25 protein-coding genes, 1 tRNA gene and 1 pseudogene are annotated in these 25,634 nt (G+C 66.8%); 15 read left to right on the top strand and 12 right to left on the bottom strand.

Annotated elements, in window-relative coordinates:
- The first annotated feature begins 391 nt into the window (after nucleotides 1-391).
- Nucleotides 392-1,444 carry an NAD-dependent epimerase/dehydratase family protein gene (locus NP3_RS08985; protein WP_063039622.1) on the top strand — a complete coding sequence of 351 codons (1,053 nt, stop codon included), beginning with the start codon at nucleotides 392-394 and terminating at the stop codon, nucleotides 1,442-1,444.
- Nucleotide 1,445: 1 nt separating this feature from the next.
- On the opposite strand, the gene NP3_RS08980 is transcribed toward NP3_RS08985, so the two are convergent.
- From NP3_RS08980 to NP3_RS08970, 3 genes are read right to left on the bottom strand one after another with little or no spacing between them, the layout of a single operon-like run.
- Nucleotides 1,446-2,471: a sensor histidine kinase gene (locus NP3_RS08980; RefSeq protein WP_245720862.1), complete on the bottom strand. Its 1,026-nt coding sequence runs from the start codon at nucleotides 2,469-2,471 to the stop codon at nucleotides 1,446-1,448.
- Complete coding sequence (locus NP3_RS08975; protein WP_063039617.1) at nucleotides 2,464-3,159, bottom strand: response regulator transcription factor; 696 nt, start codon at nucleotides 3,157-3,159, stop codon at nucleotides 2,464-2,466. Before NP3_RS08975 ends, NP3_RS08980 begins: the two co-directional genes overlap by 8 nt.
- Before the next feature lie 3 nt (nucleotides 3,160-3,162).
- Entirely contained in the window at nucleotides 3,163-4,485 is a 1,323-nt protein-coding gene (locus NP3_RS08970; RefSeq protein WP_373864735.1) for a hypothetical protein, read from the bottom strand.
- A gap of 124 nt (nucleotides 4,486-4,609) precedes the next feature.
- Here NP3_RS08970 and NP3_RS08965 point away from each other — a divergent pair, with 124 nt between their 5' ends.
- The 5 genes from NP3_RS08965 to NP3_RS08945 are packed head-to-tail and all read left to right on the top strand — an operon-like array spanning nucleotide 4,610 to nucleotide 8,265.
- Nucleotides 4,610-5,281, top strand: coding sequence for a glycosyltransferase family 2 protein (locus NP3_RS08965; protein ID WP_063039615.1), 672 nt, complete (start codon nucleotides 4,610-4,612; stop codon nucleotides 5,279-5,281).
- Complete coding sequence (locus NP3_RS08960; protein WP_063039613.1) at nucleotides 5,278-5,973, top strand: TIGR04282 family arsenosugar biosynthesis glycosyltransferase; 696 nt, start codon at nucleotides 5,278-5,280, stop codon at nucleotides 5,971-5,973. Before NP3_RS08965 ends, NP3_RS08960 begins: the two co-directional genes overlap by 4 nt.
- Complete coding sequence (locus tag NP3_RS08955; protein ID WP_063039611.1) at nucleotides 5,970-6,626, top strand: methyltransferase domain-containing protein; 657 nt, start codon at nucleotides 5,970-5,972, stop codon at nucleotides 6,624-6,626. Before NP3_RS08960 ends, NP3_RS08955 begins: the two co-directional genes overlap by 4 nt.
- Before the next feature lie 41 nt (nucleotides 6,627-6,667).
- Complete coding sequence (locus tag NP3_RS08950; RefSeq protein ID WP_063039644.1) at nucleotides 6,668-7,816, top strand: molybdopterin-dependent oxidoreductase; 1,149 nt, start codon at nucleotides 6,668-6,670, stop codon at nucleotides 7,814-7,816.
- Nucleotides 7,813-8,265 carry a hypothetical protein gene (locus tag NP3_RS08945; protein WP_063039609.1) on the top strand — a complete coding sequence of 151 codons (453 nt, stop codon included), beginning with the start codon at nucleotides 7,813-7,815 and terminating at the stop codon, nucleotides 8,263-8,265. The genes NP3_RS08950 and NP3_RS08945 overlap by 4 nt, the downstream gene beginning before the upstream one ends.
- Here the strand turns inward: NP3_RS08945 and NP3_RS08940 are convergent.
- The 7 genes and pseudogenes from NP3_RS08940 to NP3_RS08910 all read right to left on the bottom strand — a co-directional run bounded on the left by NP3_RS08940 (nucleotide 8,228) and on the right by NP3_RS08910 (nucleotide 13,577).
- The gene (locus NP3_RS08940) at nucleotides 8,228-8,956 is read right to left on the bottom strand and encodes a maleylpyruvate isomerase family mycothiol-dependent enzyme (RefSeq protein ID WP_063039642.1); all 729 of its coding nucleotides are present in this window, start codon (nucleotides 8,954-8,956) and stop codon (nucleotides 8,228-8,230) included. The genes NP3_RS08945 and NP3_RS08940 overlap by 38 nt on opposite strands.
- A 10-nt stretch (nucleotides 8,957-8,966) precedes the next feature.
- On the bottom strand, nucleotides 8,967-9,377 hold the full coding sequence (locus NP3_RS08935) for a RidA family protein (protein WP_063039607.1): 411 nt from the start codon (nucleotides 9,375-9,377) through the stop codon (nucleotides 8,967-8,969).
- Nucleotides 9,378-9,409: 32 nt separating this feature from the next.
- Complete coding sequence (locus tag NP3_RS08930) at nucleotides 9,410-10,618, bottom strand: RNA-guided endonuclease InsQ/TnpB family protein (RefSeq protein ID WP_063039605.1); 1,209 nt, start codon at nucleotides 10,616-10,618, stop codon at nucleotides 9,410-9,412.
- A 4-nt stretch (nucleotides 10,619-10,622) separates the two neighbouring features.
- A pseudogene (locus NP3_RS46560) lies at nucleotides 10,623-10,809 on the bottom strand (transposase).
- Nucleotides 10,810-10,977: 168 nt separating this feature from the next.
- Entirely contained in the window at nucleotides 10,978-11,688 is a 711-nt protein-coding gene (locus NP3_RS08920) for a DUF998 domain-containing protein (RefSeq protein WP_245720861.1), read from the bottom strand.
- A 298-nt stretch (nucleotides 11,689-11,986) separates the two neighbouring features.
- Complete coding sequence (locus tag NP3_RS08915) at nucleotides 11,987-12,409, bottom strand: very short patch repair endonuclease (RefSeq protein WP_063039599.1); 423 nt, start codon at nucleotides 12,407-12,409, stop codon at nucleotides 11,987-11,989.
- A gap of 13 nt (nucleotides 12,410-12,422) precedes the next feature.
- Complete coding sequence (locus NP3_RS08910; RefSeq protein ID WP_063039597.1) at nucleotides 12,423-13,577, bottom strand: DNA cytosine methyltransferase; 1,155 nt, start codon at nucleotides 13,575-13,577, stop codon at nucleotides 12,423-12,425.
- A gap of 239 nt (nucleotides 13,578-13,816) precedes the next feature.
- Between NP3_RS08910 and NP3_RS08905 the strand changes: the two genes are divergently transcribed.
- The 5 genes from NP3_RS08905 to NP3_RS08880 all read left to right on the top strand — a co-directional run bounded on the left by NP3_RS08905 (nucleotide 13,817) and on the right by NP3_RS08880 (nucleotide 22,027).
- A complete protein-coding gene (locus tag NP3_RS08905) occupies nucleotides 13,817-15,067 on the top strand; it encodes a KasA/KasB family beta-ketoacyl-ACP synthase (protein ID WP_063039640.1) in 1,251 nt (416 codons plus the stop codon).
- Between the two features lie 107 nt (nucleotides 15,068-15,174).
- Nucleotides 15,175-17,094, top strand: a complete 1,920-nt coding sequence (gene fadD32 / locus NP3_RS08900; protein WP_174566186.1) for a long-chain-fatty-acid--AMP ligase FadD32 — start codon at nucleotides 15,175-15,177, stop codon at nucleotides 17,092-17,094.
- 263 nt (nucleotides 17,095-17,357) lie between these two features.
- Nucleotides 17,358-19,178: an ABC transporter ATP-binding protein gene (locus NP3_RS08895; RefSeq protein WP_084508356.1), complete on the top strand. Its 1,821-nt coding sequence runs from the start codon at nucleotides 17,358-17,360 to the stop codon at nucleotides 19,176-19,178.
- Entirely contained in the window at nucleotides 19,175-21,385 is a 2,211-nt protein-coding gene (locus NP3_RS50315) for an ABC transporter ATP-binding protein (protein WP_084508354.1), read from the top strand. The genes NP3_RS08895 and NP3_RS50315 overlap by 4 nt, the downstream gene beginning before the upstream one ends.
- Before the next feature lie 126 nt (nucleotides 21,386-21,511).
- A complete protein-coding gene (locus NP3_RS08880) occupies nucleotides 21,512-22,027 on the top strand; it encodes a putative glycolipid-binding domain-containing protein (protein WP_040685928.1) in 516 nt (171 codons plus the stop codon).
- A gap of 15 nt (nucleotides 22,028-22,042) precedes the next feature.
- Here NP3_RS08880 and NP3_RS08875 read toward each other — a convergent pair whose 3' ends face one another.
- Nucleotides 22,043-22,993 (bottom strand): prephenate dehydrogenase, encoded by a 951-nt coding sequence (locus NP3_RS08875; RefSeq protein WP_063039595.1) that lies wholly within the window; start codon nucleotides 22,991-22,993, stop codon nucleotides 22,043-22,045.
- Between the two features lie 57 nt (nucleotides 22,994-23,050).
- Here NP3_RS08875 and NP3_RS08870 point away from each other — a divergent pair, with 57 nt between their 5' ends.
- The 3 genes from NP3_RS08870 (at nucleotide 23,051) to NP3_RS08860 (ending at nucleotide 24,206) form a co-directional block, all read left to right on the top strand.
- Nucleotides 23,051-23,590, top strand: a complete 540-nt coding sequence (locus tag NP3_RS08870; RefSeq protein WP_063039593.1) for a tRNA adenosine deaminase-associated protein — start codon at nucleotides 23,051-23,053, stop codon at nucleotides 23,588-23,590.
- 28 nt (nucleotides 23,591-23,618) lie between these two features.
- On the top strand, nucleotides 23,619-24,053 hold the full coding sequence (locus NP3_RS08865; RefSeq protein WP_063039634.1) for a nucleoside deaminase: 435 nt from the start codon (nucleotides 23,619-23,621) through the stop codon (nucleotides 24,051-24,053).
- Between the two features lie 62 nt (nucleotides 24,054-24,115).
- Nucleotides 24,116-24,206: transfer RNA gene (locus tag NP3_RS08860), tRNA-Ser, on the top strand.
- Between the two features lie 36 nt (nucleotides 24,207-24,242).
- Here the strand turns inward: NP3_RS08860 and NP3_RS08855 are convergent.
- The gene (locus NP3_RS08855; RefSeq protein ID WP_063039591.1) at nucleotides 24,243-25,211 is read right to left on the bottom strand and encodes a helix-turn-helix domain-containing protein; all 969 of its coding nucleotides are present in this window, start codon (nucleotides 25,209-25,211) and stop codon (nucleotides 24,243-24,245) included.
- Between the two features lie 135 nt (nucleotides 25,212-25,346).
- Here NP3_RS08855 and NP3_RS51110 point away from each other — a divergent pair, with 135 nt between their 5' ends.
- Nucleotides 25,347-25,481, top strand: a complete 135-nt coding sequence (locus tag NP3_RS51110) for a hypothetical protein (protein ID WP_281197325.1) — start codon at nucleotides 25,347-25,349, stop codon at nucleotides 25,479-25,481.
- Nucleotides 25,482-25,634: the final 153 nt, after the last annotated feature.

Here is a 25,634-nt window from a genome sequence, read left to right as displayed (position 1 = left end):
CCCGCGGCACCGCCATACCACTGCGCTCGACGGATCTCGACTACCTCAGGAGCTAGCTGGACGCGGCACTAGCTGAGCGTTGCTGCGTGCTCGAGATGGGGCTGCCGCGAGTTTCGACGGGCCGCATAAACAAACTGGCCCATATCGAGTCACGACTTGCGCACCGCAGGCCGCCGCTGCGGCGATCGCGGGATCCGGTAGCTGCGGCACGATCCGTCGGTTCGCATCGACGGTCAGTCGGGCGGCCGCCTTGGATCGTGACGAAAGTCTGACGGTGTGGCCGGGTTGCGGCGAATTTCGTGGGCTTGGCTGCAGAATCAGGGCATGACCTCGGTAAACGATGGAATGGGTTGCGGGCGGGTTGGGCACAAGGACTCGGGGTGGTGGTGAAATGCGGGTATTGCTGACCGGGGCGGCGGGCTTTATCGGGACGCGTGTACATCGGGAGTTGGTGGGTGCGGGGCATGAGGTGGTGGCGATTGATGCGATGCTGCCCGCGGCGCACGGAGTCGGTGCGGTTGTTCCGGAGGACGTCCGGTTGGTCGACGTGCGGGATGCGGACGCGCTGGATTCGGTGTTGCGGGGGATCGATGTGGTTTGTCATCAGGCCGCGGTGGTGGGTGCGGGTGTGAGTGCGCAGGATGCGCCCGCTTATGCGAGTCATAACGACTTGGGGACCGCGGTTTTGCTGGCGGCGATGGACCGGGCCGGGTGTCGCCGGTTGGTGCTGGCCTCATCGATGGTGGTTTATGGGGAGGGGCGATATCGCGGGGCTCGGACCGTTGAGGTCGGGGTGCGCAGGCGCGGGGATCTCGAGCGCGGGATGTTCGAGCATCGGGATCCGGATTCGGATGAGGTTTTGAGTTGGGAGGCGGTGCCGGAGAATGCGCCGTTGCGGCCGCGGAGTCTTTATGCGGCGGCGAAAGTGGCGCAGGAGCATTACGCGTCCGCGTGGGCCGCGGTCACCGAATCCGCGGTCACCGCATTGCGCTACCACAATGTCTATGGCCCCGATATGCCAAGGGACACACCATATTCCGGAGTCGCCGCGATCTTCCGATCCGCGCTGGAGGCAGGTGAGCCGCCACAGGTTTTCGAAGACGGTGAGCAGGCACGGGATTTCGTGCATGTCAGTGATATCGCTGCGGCGAATCTCGCGGCGGTCGAATACGCGCATACCGGTTTCGTGCCGCTCAATATCGCCTCGGGACGTCCGATCACCATCGGCGCGGTAGCCACCACGTTGGCCGCGGCGCGCGGTGGTCCCGAACCGGTGATCACCGGACGCTATCGCCCCGGCGACGTGCGGCATATCGTCGCGAGCCCCGAACAGGCGCAACGCGTTCTGGGATTCACCGCACGGGTGGATCCGCACGACGGTCTTGCCGAATTCGCCTTCGCACCGCTGCGGGCGGTTGCCGGGGCGGGTGCACCGGTCGCGTAGTTCAGTTTCCGTTGAGCGGTAGCCGAACTTCGAAGCGGCAGCCCTGCTCTCGATTCTCGGCGCTGATATCGCCGTGGTGGGCTTCGACCAGACCCGCGGCGATCGCGAGACCCATACCGCTGCCGGAGGACACGCCGTCGGAGGCGACGGGGGAGCGCGCGGCGGTGCCGCGGTAGGCGACCTCGAAGATTCGTGGCAGATCGGCCTCGGAGATGCCAGGACCGGTGTCGTCGACGCGCGCCCAAGCCTCGCCGTTGGAGGTACCCGCGGAGATCGCTACCTCGCCGCCTGGTGGGGTGTGCGCGATCGCATTGGAGACCAGGTTGGTGAGCACGCGGCCGAGGGCTCGATCGCTCGCCGCGACAACGATTTCGGAGTCCGGCTGTTCCGCGCGCAGCAGGACTTCGGCGCGTTCGGCATTCGGTCGGTTGGCGGCCAATACCTCATCGATCAACTCGCGCAGATCGACCGGCTCCAATTCCAAACGCAACGCACCCGCATTGATCTTCGACATTTCGAACAGGTCATCGACCATCACCGACAGCCGATCGGTCTCGCGCACAATCTGTTCCGCGTAACGCGCCACATCGTCGGTGCCGGTGACCACGCCGTCGGAAAGTCCCTCGGCCATCGCACGGATACCGGCCAGCGGGGTCCGCAGGTCGTGGCTCACCCAGGCGACGAGTTCGCGGCGCGAGCGCTCCGCCATCCGCTCCTGCTCGCGGATCTGCTTCTCCCAGACGGTCTTTCGAGCCTGTTCTCGCCCGAGCAGCAGGGCGGCGGGCACGGTGACCGCCGCGACGACCGCGAGCACGACCGCCGTGCGCTCGAGTTCATCGGTGAACATCAACCCGCTGACCCCGATAATGCCCGCGAGCGTGGACAGCGTCGGGATCAGCACAAGCACGGCCATGCTCGCGGTCATGGAGCGATTGCTGGTGGCGCGCAGGATCGCCGCGCCGATGGCGACGATCGGAAGCGAACAGGCCAGCACGTAGCCGATCAATTGCAGTGTGTTCTCAGGCACTGGATTCTCCATTCCGGCCCCAGATGTAGCCGCGGCCCCATACCGTCTCGATCCGGTGCCGGTCACCGAGTTTCGCCCGCAGCCGTTTGATGTGCACGGTGACCGTGGACAGGTCGCCGAAGTCCCAGCCCCACACCTTGGCCAGCAGTTCCTCCCGGCTGAACACCTGGTGCGGGTGACGCAGCAGGAAGACGAGCAGATCGTATTCGCGCGCGGTCAGGTCGACCGGCCCGCCGTCCACCAGCGCCGATTGCGAATCCGGTCGCACCTCGATCGCGCCGTCGCGCAGTACCTCCGTGCTCGGCTGCCGTGTCGCCTGCGACCGCCGCAGCACCGAGGCGACCCGCAATGCGAGTTCGCGGGCGCTGAACGGTTTGGTGACGTAGTCGTCGGCACCCGCCTCCAGGCCGAGCACGCGATCGTCCTCGTCGCCGAGTGCGGTGAGCAGGATGATCGGGGTGTCCGGGCGTGGTCCGGAACGCACCGCGCGGCAGATCTCGATGCCGTCGGGGGCGGGCATCATCACGTCGAGGACGGCCAGTTCGACCGGGTCGCCGGTGGGTTCGGTGAGTTGTGCCATCGTCGAGACGCCGTCCGAGGTCTCCACGACGGTCAGTCCGTCGCGTTCGAGATAGCGCCGCACCACATCACGGACCAGTGGGTCGTCGTCGGCGATCAGAATGCTCATGGATTACCAATTCGTCAGGATCGTGTGGGCGAGTACGAGCGTGCCGAGCGCTTGCAGGAATAGCCAGACTCGGGCGGCGGACCGCGGCAGAAACGCGGTCGCGGCGAGCAGCCAGACGTCGAACGGCAGCCAGATGCGCTCGGTCTCCGCCTTGCTCAGGCCACTGAGGTCTGCCACCAATATCGCGCACAAGCCCGCAGCTACCAAGAGCCCGGTCGCATCGAATGGTCTGCGCAGCGCGCGTGGCAAACCGGCGGCGGTGGCCAGGCCGACCGCACAGACGGTGGCGGCGAGATTCGCCCAGACCCAGTACGCGTACGGACGTTCGGAGGCGATGCCCTGGTAGTACCGCTCGACCACCAGGTGATAGCCGTCCAGCCACCAGAAACCGGCCAGCGTGCAGGCAACCACGACGATCAGCGCACCGAATACGGCAGGTAGCAGCGGCCGGACGGTTCGGCCCGCGACCAGGACCACGACGGCGGGTAGCGCCATGACCACGAGGCCGTAGCTGAGGTAGATGCCGAGCCCGAAAAGCACACCGGAAGCGACCGCGACCCATGGCCGCCGGATCCCGATCGCCAGCAGCGCCACCGCCCATGCCGTGACACCCGCGAACATGGCGTCCGCCGAAACCGCGATCCATATCGCGGCGGGCGCTATCGTCAAGAACGGCAATGCCTTTCGGGCTCGATCCTCGGCGCCGAGCGCGCGCAGCGTGACCGCGACCGCGACGATCGCACTGGTCCCGATCAGCACACACGCCAGTCCCGCCCAACCGCTGCCGCGCAGGCCGATGCGATCGAGCAGGACGAAGAACAACAGCGCGCCGGGCGGATGCCCGGACACATGGGTCGTCCAGGAGTCCGGTTGGAAATCCAGGATGCGGCCGGAGAATCCGCGCAGCATGGCGGGGATATCGCGGACGCCGGGGACCTCGTACAGATATTCGTGACCGTCGGCGAGTCGTCCGGTGAATCCGCGCTGCCAGCCGTCGATCATGGCCAAGGCGAAGGCCCAGGCCAGAGCGGTCAGCCAAGATACCGCGAGCAGGCGTCGCCAGGGCAGCGACTCGGCTATCGCGGAACCGAAACCGATGACCAGAATCGCGATCGCGATGGCCGGTACCGAACCCCAGCCGACATGGGGCAACCAGTCGCCGAAGATGGGGGCCGAGCCCGCGTAGAGCTTGCTCCGCCAGTGTTCGCTGGCAATTCGCGGAATCAGGAATGCTGCCAGGGTGAGTGCGGCGGCGATGCCAGCTCCCAGATACTCGCCACCTATCCGGCCGCGTGGCCGTGTCGCGGCCTCCGTCACGTCATGCACGAACCTCACCATAGGGCCGCAGGGCCAGGAAAACCGGTGCTCGAGCGGTTCTGAATGCGGACGTCACTGTTTCGTCACCAGTTTTGCGGCCTTGATCCGGCCGGGCTGGCCTAGCGTCGAGCAGGTGACCGAGACCCTCCACAACCCGGGCGGCGTGACCGTTGTCATCCCGTGCCGAGACGAAGCTGAGGCGTTGCCAGGTGTGCTCGCGGCCATCCCGGCCGGGTTCCATGCGCTGGTCGTGGACAATGGCTCGACCGATGCGACGGCCGAGGTGGCCCGCCGGTGCGGCGCCGCTGTCGTATCCGAGGCGAGCCCCGGGTACGGGGCTGCGGTGCAAGCCGGGATCGCCTCGGCCAGAACGGATTTGATCGCCGTTCTCGACGGTGACGGATCGATGGATCCGAGGGAGTTGCCGCCGCTGGTCGAACTGGTGCGTGCCGGTGCCGATTTGGCGGTCGGACGGCGTAAGCCGGTGCGCCGGGGTGTGTGGCCGTGGCATGCGCGGCTCGGCAATCGAGTCATCGCCGGGCGACTGCGTCGCCGATACGGGCTACCCGTGCACGATATCGGTGCCATGCGGGTGGCCCGCCGGGCCGCTCTGCTTTCCCTCGGACCGCTGCACACCCGCTCCGGATATCCGCTGCAACTGCTGATCGGCGCCGCAGGGGCGGGGTGGCGTGTGGTCGAGCGCGATATCGCGTATCGGCCGCGGGCGGGTGGAGTTTCGAAGGTATCCGGATCGTGGCTCGGCACCGTGCGCGCCACTCGCGACTTCCTGGCGGTGCTGCGATGAATTACTTTCGACCGTCGCCCGTGGCCGCGACACTGCTCGTGCTGGCCAAGGCCCCGATTGCCGGTCTCGCCAAAACGCGTCTGACACCGCCGCTTTCGCCCCCCGATGCCGCCCGAGTCGCTGCGGCATCGCTGCTGGACACCTTGGAGTCGATGTCGCGGAGTCCGGTTGCGCACCATGTCGTCGCCTTCACCGGCGAGCTCGCGGATGCGGAGTGTGCGGATGAAGTAGCAAGGGCGCTGACCGATTTCGAGGTCATTCCGCAGCGTGGTGCGTCTTTCGGCGAACGCTTGGCCAACGCGCACGCCGATGCCGCGCGGTACGGTTTGCCGGTTGTGCAGATCGGCATGGACACACCGCAGATCGGCCCGGAGGTGCTGAGTTGGGCCGCCCGTGAGCTGGTATTGCGCGGTGACGCACTGCTCGGTCTCGCCGACGACGGCGGCTGGTGGGCACTCGGGCTGCCGACACCCCAGGCGGCGCGCACACTCGTCGACGTTCCCATGTCGACCGATCGAACCGGCGAGCTCACCCTGGAAGCCATGCGGAGCTGTGGACTTCGCATGCGCTCGCTGCCGCGCTACAACGATGTCGACACCTTCGCCGACGCACTGGAGGTGGCGCGCGAATCCGACGGGCGGTTCGCGCGGTTGATCCACCAGCTGCACCACACCCTGCTGGCACCTCGATGAGCGATATCTTCGATCTCGCGCTGGCTGGGGAGGACTGCTGGGTGCGCGATACGGACGGACGACGCCATCCCCTGCGCACCCGGCGCTGGCTGGGCTTCGACGCCGCCGACCGTCCGGCCGATGCCGCGCTGACCTGCTGTTGCGATGGACCGACGCTCGATCTGGGATGCGGTCCGGGACGGTTGGTCACGGCACTGCTGCAGCGCGGAGTCATCGCGTTGGGTGTCGATATATCGCCGATGGCCGTGGCTACCACCAGATTTCGTGGAGCGCCCGCATTGCGGCGCGACCTGTTCGGACCGCTGCCCGGCTCCGGCCGTTGGTCCTACGCGATCCTGGCGGATGGCAATATCGGGATCGGTGGCGATCCGGTCCGCTTGCTGACCCGCGCGGGCGAACTCCTCGCTCGCAATGGCATCGCCGTGGTCGAATTCGCCCGTCCCGGTGCGGGTGTGGTGTCGAATCCGATTCGGCTGGAGACGAGAGACCGAGTGGGGGAATGGTTTCCGTGGGCGCGGGTTGGGATCGATCGCGCGGAAGAGCTGGCTGCGGCGGCCGGGTTTCGCATGGTGACGGCGATGGAGGTGTCCGGTCGGCATATCGCCTGGTTGCGATCGGGCGGGCCCGCTTCGAGTACTCGGCGGGCGTTGTGATGAAGCGCGGCAGCTGGATGGAATCACCAGCGCGATTTCGTATGAATTTCCCGGCTACCGCGCGCCCACGGGTGACAACCGCACGCGGACCCGCGGTCGCGAGTCGCGTGGGGATCGCTCTGGGCAGCGCGATATTGCTGTGCTTCGGCACCGGTTTGCTCAGCCACTGGATTCAGCATCCACCGAGCTGGTTCTGGTGGCCCGCCCATCCTGTCTGGCTGTATCGGGTAACCCAGGGCGCGCATGTGATCTCGGGGGTCGCCGCGATCCCGCTGCTGCTGGTGAAGCTCTGGGCGGTGTACCCCAGACTGTTCCACCGCCCGATCATCGGTTCGGCTTTACGAATCCTCGAACGCGGCTCCATCGCGATCCTGGTCGGCGCGACGATCTTCCAGCTGTCGACCGGGCTCCTCAATATCGCCCAGTACTACCCGTGGAAGTTCTTCTTCCCCACCGCGCACTACGCCATGGCCTACGTCGCCGTCGGCGCACTGGCCGTGCATTTGTCCGTCAAACTTCCCGTCATCCGGGACGCGCTGCGACATCGGCTGCCCAAATCCCCGACCGAACCGCCCGCCGACACCGGTACGCGGCCGCACATCTCGCGACGTGCGGTGCTGACGGGTGCCGGTGTCGCTGCCGTCGCAGCGGGGTTGGCCGTTGCCGGGCAGACGATTCCGTTCCTGCGCTGGGCTGCCGTGCTCGCGCCGCGCAGTGGGCACGGGCCACAGGGCGTTCCGGTCAACCGATCGGCCGCGGCAGCCGGGGTTGGTGACCGGGCCCGCGATCCCGAGTACCGGTTGACGGTCGCCATCGGCGATCGGCAGCGCCAATTCACCAGGGACGAACTGCTTTCCCTGCCGCAGACTCAGGCCCGCTTGCCGATTGCCTGCGTCGAGGGCTGGAGCGCGGGAGCGGACTGGTCCGGGGTGCGCCTGCTGGATCTGCTGGCGGCGGTCGGCGACTATGCCGGTGGCGATATCCGCTTCCGCTCGCTCGAGCAAACCGGCATCTACGGGAGTTCGATTCTCCCGCAACGTCATGCGATCGACGACAGCACCCTGGTAGCCCTGACCATCAATGGCGAAACCCTCGACCTGGACCACGGCTACCCATGCCGTCTCATCGCGCCCAACCGGCCCGGCGTCCTGCAAACGAAATGGCTGTCCGAAATCGAGGTGTTGCCATGACCGCGGCCCGGATACTGCTCCTGCTCGTCGGCAGTTGGCTCGGCTGGTACGGCATCAGCGCGTTATTCGACCTACCCCCAACGGATCTCGATTCGATCGCGATCTGGTTCGCGGGCGGAATCCTGCTGCACGATGCGGTCTTCGCCCCGATCTGCGCCACTCTCGGGCTCACCGCTCGCCACCTGCTGCCACGCACTTGGTGGGCCGTCACCGCCTGCGGTGCCATCTGCTCGGTCGCGCTGGTACTGATCGCTCTCCCGGTCCTCGACCGTGGCGGCGGCATGCCGAGCAATCCCACCATCCTGGACCGCAACTATCCCGTCGGACTGGCAGTCGCCTTGATCCTCGTATGGTCGCTGGTCTTCCTCGCCCACTCGGTGGCCCGCCGGTCCCGCCGTGGACCTCGGGACGCTATTTCCATGAGGGAAGCGTCGGCAGCACGCCACTGAGATCTTTGCCTTCGGAACGGCCAAGGAGCCAGGCGAGCAGCGCAGCTGCGGGCCCGCTGACGGTGTGGTCCGCAGACCCGCTCCCGATGGTCGCGGTGAAACCAGTATCCGTGGCTCGCACCTCGAACGCGGCCGCCGGATCACCCTCAGCGGCAAACCCCTTCGTCAAATCAGCAGTAGCCCGCGGAAGCAGCCGAGCAACGAAATCCTCTGACCAGTCACCAGGTTGGTAACCGGCCGCCAAATCGACATGATGGATCTCCACCTCTTGCAGCCGCATCCAAATGACCTCGGTCGCCGGAATGGGCCGCCCCTGCCTGGTCCGGACGGTCGCCGTCCACGCCTCCTCGGGAGCGGACTGCGCAAGCGCCAGCCAGCGATTCGCCGCCGCTTCGTTATCGGCCAACTGCTCGGCGAGTGGCCTCGGTGCGCCCGCCTCGATATCGGCATCCCGGATGAACATGCTGGCGTACTGCGGTGTTTCGATCCCGGTCCGCGCCCAGAGCAGCAGATTGACCAGGCTGTCGGCATTGCGTGCGAGGTGCGCGAGCAGATGTCCCCGCGTCCACCCGGGCAGCAGCGAGGGCACGGTCATGTCATCGTCGAGCCCGCGGATGGTGTCGAGCAGGCGGTTCGTCGCCGCGGCGACGGTTTCGAGCGGAACGGTGGTCTCCGGCGCGTCGCTGGTCACCGAACCGACCTTAGCGACCCGAACCCGGAACCGTCGCACAAATCGCGTCCGCCTCGATCTCGACCAGCAGCGCGGGCGTGATCAGCGCCTTGATCTCGTACATCGACGCGGCCGGACGGATCTCGCCGAATACCTCGGAATGCGCCTTCGCGACCTCGGGCCAGCGAGCGATATCGGTGACGAAGATCCGCGTCCGAACGACATCGGCCAGGCTCGCACCCGCCTCGGTGAGCGCGGTGCCGATGCGGCGCAGTGCTTCTCGAGTCTGCTCGCCGATATCCTCGCCGCCGACAGCATTGCCACCGGGCAGCGATGCCGTGGTGCCGCTGACGGCGACCGTATCGCCGACGCGCACCGCTCGGGAGTAGCCGACGATATCCTCGAACTCCGACCCCGACGCGATATTCATCCGATCACCCATGGCGACAGCATGACTTGACGTCCTCCTCATGGCTAGTGCCGGGGGATTCCAACCTCGAGGGTTGGGGGTTCCTGCTTCACGGACCGCCCAACGGCGAGGTCTCCACAGGCTGTCACCGCCAGCCCGGCGGCGAGAATGTTCTTCGCCGCGTTCACGTCCGCGTTCTCACAGTGCCCGCAGCCGGTGCACCGGTAAACCGCTTGGCTCTCACGGCTGACCGGGTCCACACTGCGACAGCGAGAACACGCCTGTGACGTGTACGCAGCCGGTACCTTGACGATCTGTGTGCCCGTGTAGCGGGCGGCGTTGCGCAACGCCAACTCCAGCCGATGCCACCCCTTCGCCAGGATGGCCCGGTTCAACCCAGCCTTCTGCGCGACCCGCCGACCCGGTTCGGCAATCGTGCCTCTGGCGCTGGCAGTCATGGCACGCGTGTTCAGTTCTTCCAACACCACGGTGCCGTGCAGCGTGGCGAGCCGGTTGCCGACCTGAGCGGCGAAGTCGCGGCGGCGGTCGCGTTCGCGCCGCTTCAACACACGCAACGCAGCCAGCGTTCGTTTGCGGTTCGCGCCGATCTTCTTCTGGCGTGCCAGTTTCTGCTGGAGCTTGCGATACCGCTTCTGCTCACCGGCAGTGGTGAAGGCGCGATCGTACATTCCGCCGTCCGAGCACGCGACCGCGACCGCGACGCCGCGATCCACGCCGACCACGCTCGCACAAACGTGCTGGTCCGGGGTGACCTGGCCGTCCTCCACCAGCAACGAGATGTACCAATGGTTGCCGTCGCGGGACACTGTGGCCGACCGGACCGTGCCACCAAGTGCCCGGGACCAGCGGAGCCGCACCCACCCCAGCTTCGGCAACTTCACCCGACCCCACCGACGGCCCAATCGCTCGACCAGGATCTGCTTCGGGTCCGGGAACCGGAACGACGGCGACCAACGCCGCGACGAGCGCCACCGCACCGCGAAGGTGCCCCGTTCCCGGCACGCCCGATCCAAATCCATCAGAGTCTGCTGAAGACAATGCGACGGCGCGCATTTCAGCCACTCGTGCTCAGCCTTGGCTTCGGCGAGCTCACGCGCCTGCTGCTGGTAACCGACCCAGGCATCACGCCGACGGTACTCACGCCGCTGCTCGAGCGCGGTGTTCCACACCGCACGGCACGCCGCTCCGGTTTCCTCCGCGAGCGCGGCCTGCTCCGCAGTGAACGCCACCCGGTATCTGCGTCCGGTCAGCATCGCCTCACCAGGCCTTCCGCTGCTCGACGTAACGCCTGACCACCACGACGTGAGCTCCGCCAACTGTCGCAACGAAATTCGAGTTCGTCCACAGGGTCGCCGATGACGCCGCGCCGGTACTTCGGGCACCAGACGACCTGAAATGCGCACTGGAACACGACATGCGAGTTGTTGCGAACCGTCATGGGCACACTGAAAGCTATACGCCGAGTCGCCAACTTTCGCCAACATGTTCGAATTCGGCTGCTGGCGATCTCCTCGAACGATTTGCTGACCGCCATGGGTGGCACCGCCGCCGTGACAATCGGCGAATCGGAACACGACCCGCCGCCTCGCTGGCGCACTGGTCTACCATCCGGCTAACTCGAATCACTCTCGACCCACTCGCGGCCTTCCAGAATCACCGCGGTCGCCAATGTGATCAGCCACAGCGACATCGATCCGACCTGGATCCGCTGGGCGATACCGAGCGCGTAATTGCCGGTCAGGTTGTCGGCGACCAACATCCACACGGTCGCCGCCGACCCGATCACCAGCACCACCACGCCCGCCTCGCGCAGGATCCGCCAGCGGTGGTATCGAAAGGCGGCCACGCTGAACGCGAAGGTCGCGACGGCGATAGCGGTGACCGCGATGGTGCTGGTCAGCGCGTGCGGCTGATGCAATTGCGGGAACAGTTCGCTGCCACCGCCGCCGCATTCGGTGTTGTCCTGCGGGGTGCAGTCGCGCAGCGGCAGCAGCACGTCGCCGATGGTCGCGGCGCCGAAGCAGAACAGCGCGACCCAGCCGATGGTGGTGAATCTGCGGCGCGGAAATAACAGCAGCCCGGCGATCGCGGCGGGCATCAGCAATGCGCCGACGATCTTGTCGGCGGTCGCGAACAACTCGCGATGCGGTTTGCCGACGGCGTCGAGTTCGCTGAGGAACGAGTTGACCGGATCGACGTCGATCTTCAGCACGAACTCGAGCAACCACGACGAATAGCAGAGTCCGGCAATCGCGATCGCGGCCGCGATGAGCCCGCAGGCCACCCGGACGTGTCGTTCGGCGAGCCTCCGGCTATCAGTCACTGGACCATTCTCCGCCTCCTCGTTGGTCCGGTGATCAACAGTAGATGCGTGTGTCCGCACCGACAGGTCTGCCACACACCTCATTACCAACCCGAACACAGGGTTCTGCCAGGTCCGTCGGCGATGGTTGGTACAACTGAGGAGGTCCCCATGATCGGAATCACAACGGCCATCGCCGGAATGCTGGTGCTGACGGTAATGGCGGTGTCGGGCTACCTGGCCGCGCACGCGCCGCGCTCGCTGGTTCGGGTGCGGGAACGCCGCTAGCGACTGCTTGCAGGTCGCTCGAAAGGGGCGGCTAGCGTCTTGCGGTCAATACGGTCTGGATCCGGTCCGCCGCCATGACGGCGTCCTCGTGTTCCCAGACACGGATCACCAGCCACCCCTCGGCCGCCAGCGCCGCATCGGTGGCCCGGTCGCGGGCCACATTTCCGCTCAATTTGTCCGCCCACCACTGCGCGTTGTTCTTCGGATCGGTCGCGTGCTGCGGGCACCGATGCCAGAAACATCCGTCCACATACACCGCCACGCGCAGCCGGGGAAACACCAGATCCGCCCGTCGGCGCTGCCCGCGCAACGGCGCCCGATCGACGTAATAGCGCAGTCCGCGCCGATGCAATTCGCGGCGCAGCGCGAGTTCGGGCCGGGTTCCGGTCCGCCGCTGACGGGCCATCCGCGCACTGGTCGCGGCGTCGGTGAGCGGATGCCGAGCCGGGTTCATAACGTCTCGAACCTCATGCCGCCCAGCCGCCCATCCGATCGAGATGACTTTCCACATCGGCCAGAAATCCGGGCGGGAACCGTAGATTGCCCATGCCGGTGCGCCGCAGGAACCCGGCGGTCGCACGGGCCGAGAGCAGTCGTGAATCGGTGAGGAAATGCTGCAGGTCCTCGTACGGCTGGTGCACCGGCCAGGTCGAAACCGGCACCCGGTAGGCGTTTCCCGCGCGACCCCACGCGGCAACCGGCCACGGCCGTCCCGGCGGCAACGGCTCGTCGCCGGGAATCGGGTCCAGCGGCTCGGCCAGCCGCGCGCCGACCCAGGACGACATCCGCACGCTCACCGCATTCCCGATCAGCTTCCATCGGTGTCCGTGCCGAATTCCGGGCACCGTGGTCGCCGGTTCGGTCCAGTCGGCGTCGAAGCCCTGCAGCCGCTCGCCGTCGACGATGCCCGGCGTGACGAGCTCGCCCGAGGGCAACCGCACCGCGGGCGGACTCGCGATGCCCAGTGCCGAGCCGCCCTTGAGCGTCGGGATCGCATTCACCGCCCAGCCGAGCCCGCGCACACCCTCGGTCCAGTAGAAGCCGCACGGATCCTGTTCCGGGTCACCGAGATCGAGCGGTCCGGCATCGTCGCCGAACAGCACCCGGCGCGGATCCTCGGTACGCGAGGCCAGCATCAGCACCCGCTGACGGCGCTGTGGCAGCCCGAACGCGCGCGCGTCCACCAACCGGTATGCCCAGGTGTAGCCGAGCTCCTCCAGCGCGCTCGTGATGTGCCGCATGGCGGCCCCGCGACCCAGCTGCAGCATGAACGGCACATTCTCGATCAACAGCCAGCGCGGTCCACGCTGACGGCGCACCAGCCGGAACACCTCGTCCACCAGACCGGAGCGCTTACCCGTGATGCCAGCGGTGCGTCCGGCCTGCGACAGGTCCTGGCAGGGAAATCCGGCGGCGACCAGCTCGGTCCCGGCGGGCAGCGCACGCAGCCGAGTGATGTCCCCCTGCAACGGAATCCCGGGAAAGCGCGCGGCGAGCACCGCCTGCGCACCGGGATCGATCTCGCACAGCAGCTCGGTGTGCCAGCCGTGGCGCCCGAGGCCGAGCTCCAGCCCGCCGATACCGGCGAACAGCCCGACCATCCGCCCGCCCGTCACAGTCATCCCTTCTCGCGGTTGCTCGCGGATCGCTCGGAACCACCAGCGCTGCGTATCCGCTCAGCAGGTTACTCGAGCATCGAATGCGACGACCAGCGGCCGCCACGGTAATGTGTCGAGCACCCGATCCGACCGGACACCCCGAGCAATGCTCACGGTCGAATCACGGTTTGCTCGGTCGTTCGATGACCTTCCACGCGCAGTTCCCGGTTTATCCCAAGAGTGACGCCAGGAAAGTGAGCGAAATGCAGATTCCGTCCACCAAGAACGGAAACTATCCCAACGTTGTCGTGACCAGTCTGGCGGCGACCACTTCGATCGCCGGTGATGTCGACTCCACCTGGAAGGGCCTGCTCAACGGCGAGAGCGGCATCGATGTCCTCGAGGACAGCTTTATCGAGCAGTTCGAGCTACCGGTGCGCATCGGCGGACATCTGAAGGTCAAACCGGCGGATTGCCTCACCAGGCAGGAGCGGCAGCAGCTGTCGTATGTGGAGCAGATGGCCGTGGTGCTGGCCCGTGAGGTCTGGCGCAATGCGGGCAGTCCGGAGGTGGACAGGAACCGCCTCGGCGTCGCCATCGGCACCGGCCTCGGCGGCGGCGAATTCATCACCGAGGCGCGCGACCGGCTGTACAACGGCGGCTACCGCAAGGTGTCGCCGCTGACCGTGCAGCGCATCATGCCCAATGGCGCGGCCGCCTGCGTCGGCCTGGAACTCGGCGCGAAAGCGGGTGTGGTGACGCCGGTCTCGGCCTGCTCGTCGGGTTCGGAGGCGATCGCCAATGCCTGGCAGATGATCGTGATGGGCGATGCCGACGTGGTGGTCACCGGCGGGGTCGAGGGTTCCATCCAGGCCGTGCCGATCGCGGCATTCACCATGATGCGCGCCATGAGCACCCGCAACGAGGACCCGAGGGCCGCCTCGCGACCGTTCGACAAGGATCGCGACGGATTCGTCTTCGGTGAGGCGGGCGCGATGATGGTCATCGAAACCGAGGAGCACGCCAAGGCGCGCGGCGCGACGATTCACGCACGGCTGATGGGTGCCGGGATCACTTCCGACGCCTTTCATTTGGTCGCCCCCGATCTCGAGGGCAAGGGCGCCGCGCGGGCGATGACCAGGGCCATGCAGAAGGCCGGTATCAGCAAAAGCGATGTCGGCCATGTCAATGCGCACGCGACCGCGACCCCGATCGGCGATACCGCCGAGGCGCTGGCCATCAATGCCGCCGTGGGTGACCATGTTTCGGTCTACGCGCCGAAATCCGCACTCGGCCATTCGATCGGTGCGGTCGGCGCCCTCGAATCGGTGCTGACGGTGCTCTCGGTGCGCGACGGAATCGTTCCGCCGACGCTGAATCTGGATAATCAGGATCCAGAAATCGAGCTCGATGTGGTCAAGGGCGAGGCCCGACCCGGACGAATCGACTACGCCGTGAACAACTCGTTCGGTTTCGGCGGGCACAACGTCGCGATCGCTTTCGGGCGGTACTGAGCCGAGTCGGGAAGGCGCACCTGCTAGCCTTCCCGACGCTTCGTAATCGACCTGTGTTCGGTGTAATCGCACGGCCTGAGTGCCTGCGTTGGCAAAAGGATAAGGCGATGATCGACGAGACCTTCGACGACTATTTGGACGATCAGGGCAATATCAAAATCCGGGACGACAAGACCCTGATCGACTTCGTCGACAAGCACAGCGCGGAGAACGGCGACGCGCTCGCCTACCGCTACATCGACTACTCGCGCGAGCGCGACGGCGAGTACATCGAATTGACCTGGCACGAATTCGGCGTGCGGTTGCGGGCCGTCGCCGCCAGGCTGCAGCAGGTGACTCGGCAGGGTGATCGGGTGGCGGTGCTGGCCCCGCAGGGGCTGGATTACGTCGTCTCGATCTTCGCGGCGGTTTACGCGGGCAATATCGCAGTGCCGCTGTTCGATCCGGAGGAGCAGGGTCACACCGATCGCCTGCATGCGGTGCTCGATGACTGCAAGCCATCGGCGATTCTGACAGTCGGTTCGGCCGCGGCGGGGGTGCGGAACTTCTTCCGGCACCTCCCGGCGGCCCAGCGTCCGCGGATCATCGCGGTGGACGCGATTCCGGACAGCGTCGGCTCGACCTGGATGCGACCGGAAATCAATATCGACAGCGTCGCCTATCTGCAGTACACCTCGGGCTCCACGAGAACCCCGGCCGGTGTCGAGATCACCCATCGCGGGGTCGGCACCAATTTGCTGCAAATGATCGATGCCATTGGGGTGCAAGAGAATTCGCGCGGCGTCACCTGGCTGCCGCTGTTCCACGATATGGGTCTGCTTTCTGTGATCCTACCGACCATCGGCGGCGGATTCATCACGATCATGTCGCCGAGCGCTTTCGTGCGGCGGCCGTATCGCTGGATCAAGGAACTGGCCGCCGCCTCCGACGGCGCCGGAACTTTCGCGGCCGCACCGAATTTCGCGTACGAACATGCGGCGGCTCGCGGTAAGCCGAAAGCCGATGAGGAACTGGATCTTTCGAATGTGATCGGGCTGATCAACGGCAGCGAGCCGGTTTCGGTGTCGTCGATGCAGAAATTCAACGAGGCGTTCGCGCCGTATGGTCTGCCGAAGACCGCGCTGAAGCCGTGCTACGGCATGGCCGAGGCGACCTTGTTCGTTTCCGCGACCAAAGCCCAGGACGAGGCGAAAGTCGTCTACGTCGATCGCCTTGAGCTCAATGCGGGCCGGATGGTGGAAGTGCCGAAGGGCACGGAGAATTCGATCGCGCAGGTGTCCTGCGGTTATGTGGCGCTATCGCAGTGGGCGGCGATCGTCGATCCGGAAACCGGCATCGAGCGCGCTGACGGCGAAGTCGGCGAAATCTGGCTGCACGGTGACAATATGGGCATCGGGTACTGGGGTCGGCAGGATGAGACCGTCGCGACATTCCACAACATCTTGGCGCGGCGACTACCGGAGGGCAGTCACGCACAGGGTACCGATCCGGACGCGAAGTGGATGCGCACCGGCGACTTCGGTGTCTACCTGGACGGCGAGCTGTATATCACCGGCCGGGTGAAGGATCTGGTGATCGTCGACGGTCGCAACCACTACCCGCAGGATCTGGAATTCTCGGCGCAGGAATCGGACACCGCACTGCGGCCCGGATTCGTCGCGGCATTCTCGGTGCCCGCGAATCAATTGCCCGCATCGGTATTCGAACAGGGCAGCCATTCCGGACTCGCCTTCGACGCCGATGACACCTCGGAACAGCTGGTCATCGTGGCTGAGCGCGGTACCGGCGCGGCGAAGCTGGATCCGCAGCCGATCGCCGATATCGTGCGCGGCTCGATCGCACAGCGCCACGGCGTCACGGTGCGCGATCTGCTGCTGGTTCCGGCGGGCTCGATTCCGCGCACGTCCAGCGGCAAGATCGCCCGGCGCGCCTGCCGCGCCGCGTATTTGGAGGGCACATTGCGCGGCGGCCATCAGCAGCAGGACTTCCCGGATGCGCCGGTGGAATCGGCGCATATGAACGTCTGATCTCGGGTTATCCGGCGGTAGAATTGAAGTAGCGGCCATCGGCGCCCGGGAATCCGGGCGCCGATGTCGTGTGCGGTGCGTTCGGGGGTGTTGCGGGGGTTCTTGACCTCGAGGTTACTCGAGGTTGTTGGCTGTGGACGTGGCGGAAAATCGGTTGGCCGATCTCGGGACTGATGCCACGCTGAAATGTCGGACCCCGATGCGAACATCACCGGGGATCCGTTCGCGACACAGCCAATCCAAGACGATCACGAGGGGGAGCTTTGTCCGTCACGCTCGATGCGCCGTTGGCCGACACGGAGGTCGACAGACCGGAGCGGCCCGCCGCCGCGGTGCCGGGCCGCCTGCAATCGCTTCGCCGGTTCTGGCCGTACCTGCGGCCACATCGGTTCACACTGCTCGGGGCCACCACGCTCGCGGTGCTCGCCACCCTGACGGCGATCATGATTCCGCTGGTCATCGCGCGGATCATCGACGGCCCGATCCAGCGGCGCGATTTCGGCGGCGTCGTGTTTCCGGTGCTGCTGGTGCTGTCGCTCGGTCTGCTGGAGGCGTGTGGCGTATGGGGTCGGCGGTGGCTGATCGCGAAGCCCGCGGCCCAGTTCGAGATCGATATGCGCGCCAAGATCTTCCGCAAACTGCAGACGCTCTCGATCGGACGCCACGATGCCTGGGAGTCCGGCCAGCTGCTCTCCCGCGCGGTCGACGATATGGGCACCATGAAGCGGTTCGTCGCATTCGCCGGGCCGTTCCTGATCATCCACTTCATCGTGATCCCGATCGGTCTGGTGGTGCTGTTCGCGCTGAGCTGGCAGATCGGGCTGACCTTCGCGGTCCTCGCGATCCCGCTGTCCTACGTCTGCCTGCGGTTCGAGCGGCGCTACGGGGTGGCATCGCGACGCTCGCAGGATCAGGCCGGTGACCTGGCCACCACCGCCGAGGAGTCCGCGCAGGGCATCCGGGTGCTGAAGGCATTCGGTCGCGGTGCGTTCTTCGGCGGGCGGTTCACCGCGCAGTCACGGGAACTGCAGCAGACCGAACTGCTCAAGGTGCGCCTGGATGCCACGCTCTGGTCGACGATGGTGTGCCTGCCGCAGCTGGCCATCGCCTTCGCGCTCGGCTACGGCGGTTACGCCGTCGCACACGAGATGATGACGCTCGGCACCCTGGTCGCGAGCATCACGCTGGCGACCTTCCTGCAGTGGCCGATCATCTGGACCGGCTTCCTGCTCGCCGAGTGGAACGATGCGCGCACGGCGGCGGACCGGTTCTGGGAGATCATCGACACCCCCGTGGAAATCACCGATCCCGCGGATCCGGTGGCACTGCCGGAGCGGATCGTCGGCGAACTGACCATGCACGGTGTGCGTTTCGCCTTTCCGGACGCGAAGGGTGAGGTGCTGCAGGATATTTCGCTGAAGGTGCGCCCGGGTGAGACGGTGGCGCTGGTCGGCGCGACCGGGAGCGGCAAGACGGCGCTGCTCAACCTGATTCCGCGGCTCTACGACGTGACCGACGGCGCCATCACCATCGACGGCATCGATATCGCGTCGATGCGGGTGTCCGATCTGCGTTCGCTGGTCTCGGTGGCATTCGAGGAGCCGGTGCTGTTCTCGGCGAGTGTGCGGGAGAACGTCGCGCTCGGCGATCCGGAGGCCACCGACGACGATGTGCAGCGCGCGCTGGATGTCGCCCAGGCCACCGATTTCGTGAACGACCTGCCGTGGGGGCTGGACACCCGAATCGGTGAGCAGGGGTTGAGCCTGTCCGGTGGTCAGCGCCAGCGGCTGGCCCTGGCCCGCGCGGTGCTCGCGCGGGCAAGCACGGGGGAGCGGGCTCGGATCATGGTGCTCGACGACCCGCTGTCCGCACTCGATGTGGAGACCGAGGAGCGCGTACAGGAGCGGCTGCGCACGGTACTGGCCGGTGCCACCACATTGCTTGTGGCGCACCGACCTTCGACCGCGGCCCTGGCCGACCGGGTAGCGCTGCTCGCCGACGGCCGGATCGTCGCCGAAGGCGCCCACGATCAACTGCTCAAAACCAGCAGTCGCTACCGCGAGCTGATGGGAGGTGAATCATGACCACCACCGAAACCACCGTCCCCGCCGACGATTCGGCCGACCGCGACGAGGTCGCCGACTGGCGCGGCATCGCCAACGAGGACAAGACGGTCACCGAGACCGGAAATCTGGTGCTGGCCGGTCGATCCCGGCGCCTGCTGCTGAGCCTGGTCCGGCCGTACCGCAAACTCGCGGTCTTCGCCCTGCTGCTGATCGTGCTCGACAATGCCGCGATGGTGTCGGCGCCGTTATTCGTCGCGCACGGGCTCGACGTCGGCATCGCCGAGGGCGTAGCGGGGAACTGGGCGCCGTTGGCGCGCACCGTCGCGGGTTACCTCGGTGCGGTCGGCGTCGGCGTCTGCACCACCTTCGTCTTCCTGCGGATCTCCGGAAGACTCAGCCAGAGTGTGCTTTTCGATCTGCGGGTCCGGTTGTTCGCCCATATGCAGCGGCTCAGCGTGGCCTTCCACGAGCAGTACACCTCCGGCAAGGTCGTCGCACGACTGACCGGTGACATCGAAACTCTTCAGCAGTTGCTGGAGAGCGCATTGAATCAGGCACTGAGCGCGATCCTTTCGGTGCTGACCATCGCGACACTGCTGATCTACCTCGATCAGACACTCGCCGCGATCGTGCTGCTCGGGTTCGTGCCGTTGGCGCTGGTCACCCGCTGGGCGCAGCGCAGGCAGCGAGCGGGCTACCGGCGCACCCGCGGCGCCATCGCGAAAGTGGTCGTGCAGTTCGTGGAGTCGATGGGCGGCATGCGCGCGGTGCAGGCCTTCCGTCGCGAGACCCGCAACGAATCGGTGCTGGCAACCGAGGACGCCGAATACTTCCAGGCCACCACCGCCGCGATGCGCGGCATGGGCGACTATGCCGGTCTCACCCGCCTGCTCGGCAATCTGACCACGGTGATCGTCATCGTGGTCGGCGCCTGGCAGGTGATCGAGGGCAACCTCGCGGTCGGGGTCCTCGCGGCATACCTGTTGTACCTCAACGAGTTCTACGGTCCCCTCGACGAACTCGCCCAGGTATTCAATGCCTACCAGTCCGCGGCGGCCGCGCTGGAGAAGATCTCCGGTGTGCTCGAGGAGGAACCCTCGGTTCGGGAACCAAAGGAGCCGATTGCCTTGACGAGGGCGACCGGTGCCGTGCGGATGGACCGAGTGTGGTTCGGCTATGGAGCTCCAGCCCCAGCGTCCTCCGAATCGTCGGATGCGATACTCGCTCACTCGGATTCGGGCACGGCGGGGGAGGGCCCCGATGCGGTGTTGTCGAGCGGGGGTGGGTCCGCGATCGACCCGCAGGCCGATCTCGAACTGTCGGAATCCACTGGTCGCTCGCTCGCGAAGATCGGATCGGAGAGCCCCGAGGGTATGCAGTCGAGCGTGGTCGGGGCGACGCTGAGGGGCGTGGCGGCTGCCGAGATCGTTTCGGGCAGCCCTGGTGCGGCGCTGCCGAGCGCGGCTGGCTCGACGTTCGGTGGTGCGGCAGCCGAGCTCGAAGGTGTTGTGCCGCAAGCCGAGGGGCGCGGGCGAGCGCGTCCGGTATTGCCGGAGTTCTCGCTGGAGATTCCGGCCGGGCAGGTGATCGCGCTGGTCGGTGCGACCGGCGCGGGCAAGTCCACGTTGGCCAAGTTGTTGACGCGGTTCTATGACCCGTCGGGCGGCACGGTGACCTTGGACGGTATCGACCTGCGACGGTTGTCCGATGCGGATCTGCGGCGCAATGTCGTGATGGTCACGCAGGAGTCGTATCTGTTCTCCGGCTCGGTGGCCGACAATATTCGGCTCGGTCGGCCCGGGGCCAGTGATGCGGAGGTGTTCGCGGCGGCGCGCGCGGTCGGGCTGTACGAGTTCGTCACCGCGTTGCCCGAGGGCTTCGACACCGATGTGCGCAAACGCGGTGGGCGATTGTCGGCGGGGCAGCGGCAGTTGGTCGCGTTCGCCAGGGTGTTTCTCGCGGATCCGGCGGTGATCGTGCTGGACGAGGCGACCTCGAGTCTGGACATTCCGAGCGAGCGGCAGATCCAGCGAGCGCTGGAGACGGTGCTGCGCGATCGCACCGCCGTGATCATCGCGCACCGGCTCTCCACGGTCGCCATCGCCGACCGCGTGCTGGTGCTGGAATCGGGTCGGATCGTCGAGGACGGCACACCGAGCGAGCTCATCGGGGGCACCGGCCGGTTCGCCAGCCTGCACGCGGCATGGCGAGAGTCGCTGGTGTGATGCGGGCAAGGCGCGTGCGTCGCTTACGGTAGATACGTGACGAACCCAGACCTCGGCCCCGACAGCCAACCGGCGACATCGCGGTGGCCGGCGATCCTCACGTGGCGCGCGCACAACGCGTCACGGATGGAGTCCGTCCGCGTGACGCTCAATGGCAACCGCATCCGCGCCGCCGGTCGCATGATCGGCGGCGAATGCGCCGACCATCCCGCGTTCAGTGCGTCGTATGACCTGGTCACCGACGAGAACGGCGTCACGAAGCGGCTGTCCCTGCGCAGCACCACCGCCGCCGGGGAACGCCAGGCCTCGATCGCCAGGGACGAGGAGAACTACTGGCTCGTCGACGCAGGCGGCGGCCACGTCCGTTCCACCTTCGCGGGCGCCCTCGACGTCGACGTCGTACTCAGCCCGTTCTTCAATACCCTCCCCATCCGCCGCTTCGGCCTGCAGAACGGCGTCGACAACATCCAGGTCCCGGTCGTCTACGTCCGCCTCCCCGACCTCCTGGTCCAAGAAGCCAGCCTCACCTACAGCAGCGGCGCCACCGGCATCAGCGTGCTTTCTCCCGTCTCCAGCGCCACCGTCACCGTCGACGCCGACGGCTTCCTCCTCGATTACCCGGGTCTCGCCGAGCGCATTTGACCCGCTGCTGTGCGATCAGTCCAGTTCGGTGATCACCCCGCCGCGCTGGCCTGCCTCGCGCAGCGCTTCGAGCCAGTTGTGGTCGCCGGGGGAGATGTCGGTGATCTCCCAGCGCTGGGCGGTTGCATAGCGTTCGCGGCCGTCGTGCCCGGCTTCGACGAGGTCGACCAGGGTGCCTTCGTCGCGGAGGCTGTCGCGGGCCGCGCCGAGCACGGTGAGCGTCTCCTCCAGCACGTCGAGCAGGGCGGTGGCGTTCGGTTCGCAGATGGCGCGGACCAGGTCAGGGGCGGTCGCGGCGACTCGGGTGCCGTCGCGGAACGAACCCGCGGCCAGTCCGAGCGCCAGCTCGCCGCCCGCCGCACCGGCCACCGCCAGCGCCTCGGCCAGGACATGCGGCAGATGGGAGATCCGGGCCACCGCTCGGTCGTGCTCGTCCGCGACCACCGGGGTGACCACCGCACCGCAGGCGAGCGCCAAGCGCACCACGCGAAGCCACGGTTCCGGATGGGTGCCCGCATCGACGCCGACCGCCCACACCGCAGCACGGAACAGGCCGGGATCGGTAGCCGCCCAACCGGATTCGGCGGTACCGGCCATCGGGTGCCCGCCGACATAGCGAGCCGCGAGCCCGTGCCGACGCACCGCCTCGGCCACCGGCGCCTTGACGCTCACCACATCGGTGAGCGAGCAGCGCGGCGCGAAGGTGGCCACCTCGGCGAGGATGTGGTCCACCGCGGGCATCGGCACCGAGACGACGATCAGCGCATCGGTATCCGCGGCCCGGGTCAGCACCCCGAGCAGATCCCCGGTGACATCGAATCCGTCCGCCCGCGCGGCCTGCGCACCCGCCTCTGACCTGTTGTAACCCCACGCGTCATAGCCCGCGCCGACCGCGGCGCGCAGCAGCGAACCGCCGATCAAGCCTGTCCCGAGGACACACACCGGTGCTTTCTGGTCAGGAGTCATCGGAACAGATTCGCATACGACTTCAACATTTCGGCTCGAGCCGACTACCGTTGCGGCATGGCAGCACAGCGCTCGGGCACGAACAAGGCTGCGTCGGATGAATACGACGACGTGGAAGGGTTCGCAGTGGCGGTTGTCCGCGAAGAAGGACAATGGCGGTGTAGTCCGCTGAGTCAGGCCGCGCTCACCGATTTGTCCGCGGCGGAAACAGAACTCAAAGCATTGCGCAGTTCCGGTGCGGTGTTCGGATTGCTGGATATCGATGACGAGTTCTTCATCGTGCTCCGGCCCGCGCCGAGCGGTACCCGGATGCTGGTCTCGGATGCGACGGCCGCGATCGACTACGACATCGCCGCCGATGTCCTCGAGGCCCTCAATATCGAAATTCCGGACATCGATCCGGACGAACTCGACGATATCGAGCCGTGGGAGGAGGGCGACCTCGGCGTCCTCGCCGACCTCGGCCTGCCGGAACCCGTGCTCAGCGTGATCCTCGCCGAGACCGATCTCTATCCGGACGAGCAACTCGGCATGATCGCCCAGCGGCTCGGTTTCGCCAACGAACTCACGGCCGTGCTGGACAAGCTGCCGCGCTGACGTGAGCCTGCTCACCGACGACACCGACATGGTCCGCGCGGCGATCGCCGCCGCAGCCGATGCGGGTGATCGCGACGTACCGGTCGGTGCCGTCGTCTTCGATGCCGACGGCCGTGAGCTCGCGCGCGCGGCCAACGCCCGGGAGGCACTCGGCGACCCGACCGCGCACGCCGAGATCCTCGCCCTGCGCCGCGCCGCCGCCGTCGTCGGCGACGGTTGGCGTCTGGAGGGGTGCACACTCGCGGTAACCCTGGAACCGTGCACCATGTGCGCGGGCGCGCTGGTGCTCGCCCGCGTCGGCCGCCTGGTCTTCGGCGCCTGGGAACCGAAAACCGGTGCCGTCGGCTCCCTTTGGGACGTAGTCCGTGACCGCCGTCTCAATCACCGCCCGCAAGTCCGCGGCGGCATCCTCGAAGCCGAATGCGCGGCCCTCCTCGACGCCTTCTTCCGCACTCAACGCTGACCCCTCCCACCCCCGCTACAGCCGATTTAGCGATCCGCCCCCCGTCCGGTATGGTTGTCGGCGGTGGCGTGTCCGAGCGGCCTAAGGAGCACGCCTCGAAAGCGTGTGAGGGGTAACCCCCCTCCGAGGGTTCAAATCCCTCCGCCACCGCCAAAGCCCTTCACCTGAATCGCCAGGTGGAGGGCTTTTTCACGTACCCCCGACCATTTCGGGGTCGACCTGCGTCAGCATCGACAGCGCCCAGTCGGTGCCCTTGTGATCATCCGGCAACGCTGCGTATCCCGCCTCGGCTTCCCGGATCGCATCAGGACTGCGGTCCATCGCTGTCAAGACCACACCACGCTCGAAGCCCCAGAAGCCCGGCGTGTACCAGTAGCCGAACGCGGGTAGGTCGATTCCCTCGGCTGCGGCCGCCGCAGCGTCGGCATGGTGCAGTGCGCGTGCCGCTCGGCGGCGGTCGCCTTGCAGGGCAAGAAGTTCCGCACGCTGGTACCGGTCGTACACTCCGAGTATCGGGTGTGCTCGGCTGACTGCTATCGCCGATTCGGTGAGGTCGACGGCACGCTGTAGGTCGCCATTGTGGCGAGCCGTGTATGCGCGGAAGCTGTGCGCGTGCGCGAGCTGTGACGGGTCGTCGCCGTCCTCTGCGAGCTTGGCCGCATCGCTCAGGACGCGGTCAGCCAGATGCGCTTGCCGCGTCGCGTGCTCGAGCCATCCGCGGTATCGCGCGACTTCGGATGCGAGGCTGGCCGACGCGGTACCACCCGCCCGATGCCGTGCCAGCGTGCGCGCGGTCGTATCCAGGCCGCGGACAAGATGCACGACGGACGCCGCACCGACGACGTCTTCGAGGTGGCGTGTGCGGTCCAGAATGGCCGAAAGGTCTTCCAGACCAGCGCGGCCCGCGCTCGACGGGTTACCGACCGTGGCTCCGAGCCGTTCGAGATCTAGCGAATCCAGCCCCAGCACAGGATCGGACAGCACCGATCGGTAGGCGTCGAGCACGGCGGGGGTGACCGGCCGCTGCCCCGTCTCCACTTGCGAGAGGTAGCCCGGGGTAAAGCAGGTCTTGCCCGCCATCCGCCGCAGGCCGATGCCAGCGATTGTGCGCAGTTCCCGGAGCAGTTCGCCCCCGACCCACCCCTGTTCTGTGAACACAAGCAAACAGTAAGCCTGTTCACCGAACGGCGCTGGCAGAACATGCTTTCTGCTAGCACCTGACGCCGGGGTGAGACCCGACAGCCCCGGCGTCAGGTGTACCCAACCGACCTCACCGCACCAGGGGTACAGCCCATGCCAGGATCAACCACCGCTGCCATCGTTATGGTCGTCGTCCTCGTCTACATGAGCTGGCTTGTCTACGCCGTCGCCAAGCTCCGAGAGTCCGACCCGGAGCCACCAGAGAGCATCGAGCAGGGCGAGTCATGAGCGGATGCACCGAGTTCGGTGACGCAATTACGGACTTGCCGCAACGGATCCCGTTCGTCGGGCCACCGGTGCCCGTAGAGCTGCTGCCGGTCGAGCTGATGGAGCGCTTCACAGACGCCGTCCGGCGGTGGGGAACTGATCCAGCGTCGACCG

The sequence above is a fragment of the Nocardia pseudovaccinii NBRC 100343 genome (assembly GCF_001613225.1).
Classification (GTDB): domain Bacteria; phylum Actinomycetota; class Actinomycetes; order Mycobacteriales; family Mycobacteriaceae; genus Nocardia; species Nocardia pseudovaccinii.
This window is presented reverse-complemented; position numbering and strand designations above follow the sequence as displayed.

Coding starts and splice junctions, on each gene's coding strand:
- NP3_RS51110 (WP_281197325.1), top strand. CDS start 25,347: ATGCCAGGATCAACCACCGCTGCCATCGTTATGGTCGTCGTCCTCGTC.
- NP3_RS08910 (WP_063039597.1), bottom strand. CDS start 13,577: ATGACTGTGACGGGCGGGCGGATGGTCGGGCTGTTCGCCGGTATCGGC.
- NP3_RS08915 (WP_063039599.1), bottom strand. CDS start 12,409: ATGAACCCGGCTCGGCATCCGCTCACCGACGCCGCGACCAGTGCGCGG.
- NP3_RS08905 (WP_063039640.1), top strand. CDS start 13,817: ATGCAGATTCCGTCCACCAAGAACGGAAACTATCCCAACGTTGTCGTG.
- NP3_RS08975 (WP_063039617.1), bottom strand. CDS start 3,159: ATGAGCATTCTGATCGCCGACGACGACCCACTGGTCCGTGATGTGGTG.
- NP3_RS08985 (WP_063039622.1), top strand. CDS start 392: ATGCGGGTATTGCTGACCGGGGCGGCGGGCTTTATCGGGACGCGTGTA.
- NP3_RS08935 (WP_063039607.1), bottom strand. CDS start 9,377: ATGGGTGATCGGATGAATATCGCGTCGGGGTCGGAGTTCGAGGATATC.
- NP3_RS50315 (WP_084508354.1), top strand. CDS start 19,175: ATGACCACCACCGAAACCACCGTCCCCGCCGACGATTCGGCCGACCGC.
- NP3_RS08945 (WP_063039609.1), top strand. CDS start 7,813: ATGACCGCGGCCCGGATACTGCTCCTGCTCGTCGGCAGTTGGCTCGGC.
- NP3_RS08955 (WP_063039611.1), top strand. CDS start 5,970: ATGAGCGATATCTTCGATCTCGCGCTGGCTGGGGAGGACTGCTGGGTG.
- NP3_RS08865 (WP_063039634.1), top strand. CDS start 23,619: ATGGTCCGCGCGGCGATCGCCGCCGCAGCCGATGCGGGTGATCGCGAC.
- NP3_RS08950 (WP_063039644.1), top strand. CDS start 6,668: ATGAATTTCCCGGCTACCGCGCGCCCACGGGTGACAACCGCACGCGGA.
- NP3_RS08960 (WP_063039613.1), top strand. CDS start 5,278: ATGAATTACTTTCGACCGTCGCCCGTGGCCGCGACACTGCTCGTGCTG.
- NP3_RS08875 (WP_063039595.1), bottom strand. CDS start 22,993: ATGACTCCTGACCAGAAAGCACCGGTGTGTGTCCTCGGGACAGGCTTG.
- fadD32 (WP_174566186.1), top strand. CDS start 15,175: ATGATCGACGAGACCTTCGACGACTATTTGGACGATCAGGGCAATATC.
- NP3_RS08880 (WP_040685928.1), top strand. CDS start 21,512: ATGGAGTCCGTCCGCGTGACGCTCAATGGCAACCGCATCCGCGCCGCC.
- NP3_RS08930 (WP_063039605.1), bottom strand. CDS start 10,618: ATGCTGACCGGACGCAGATACCGGGTGGCGTTCACTGCGGAGCAGGCC.
- NP3_RS08870 (WP_063039593.1), top strand. CDS start 23,051: ATGGCAGCACAGCGCTCGGGCACGAACAAGGCTGCGTCGGATGAATAC.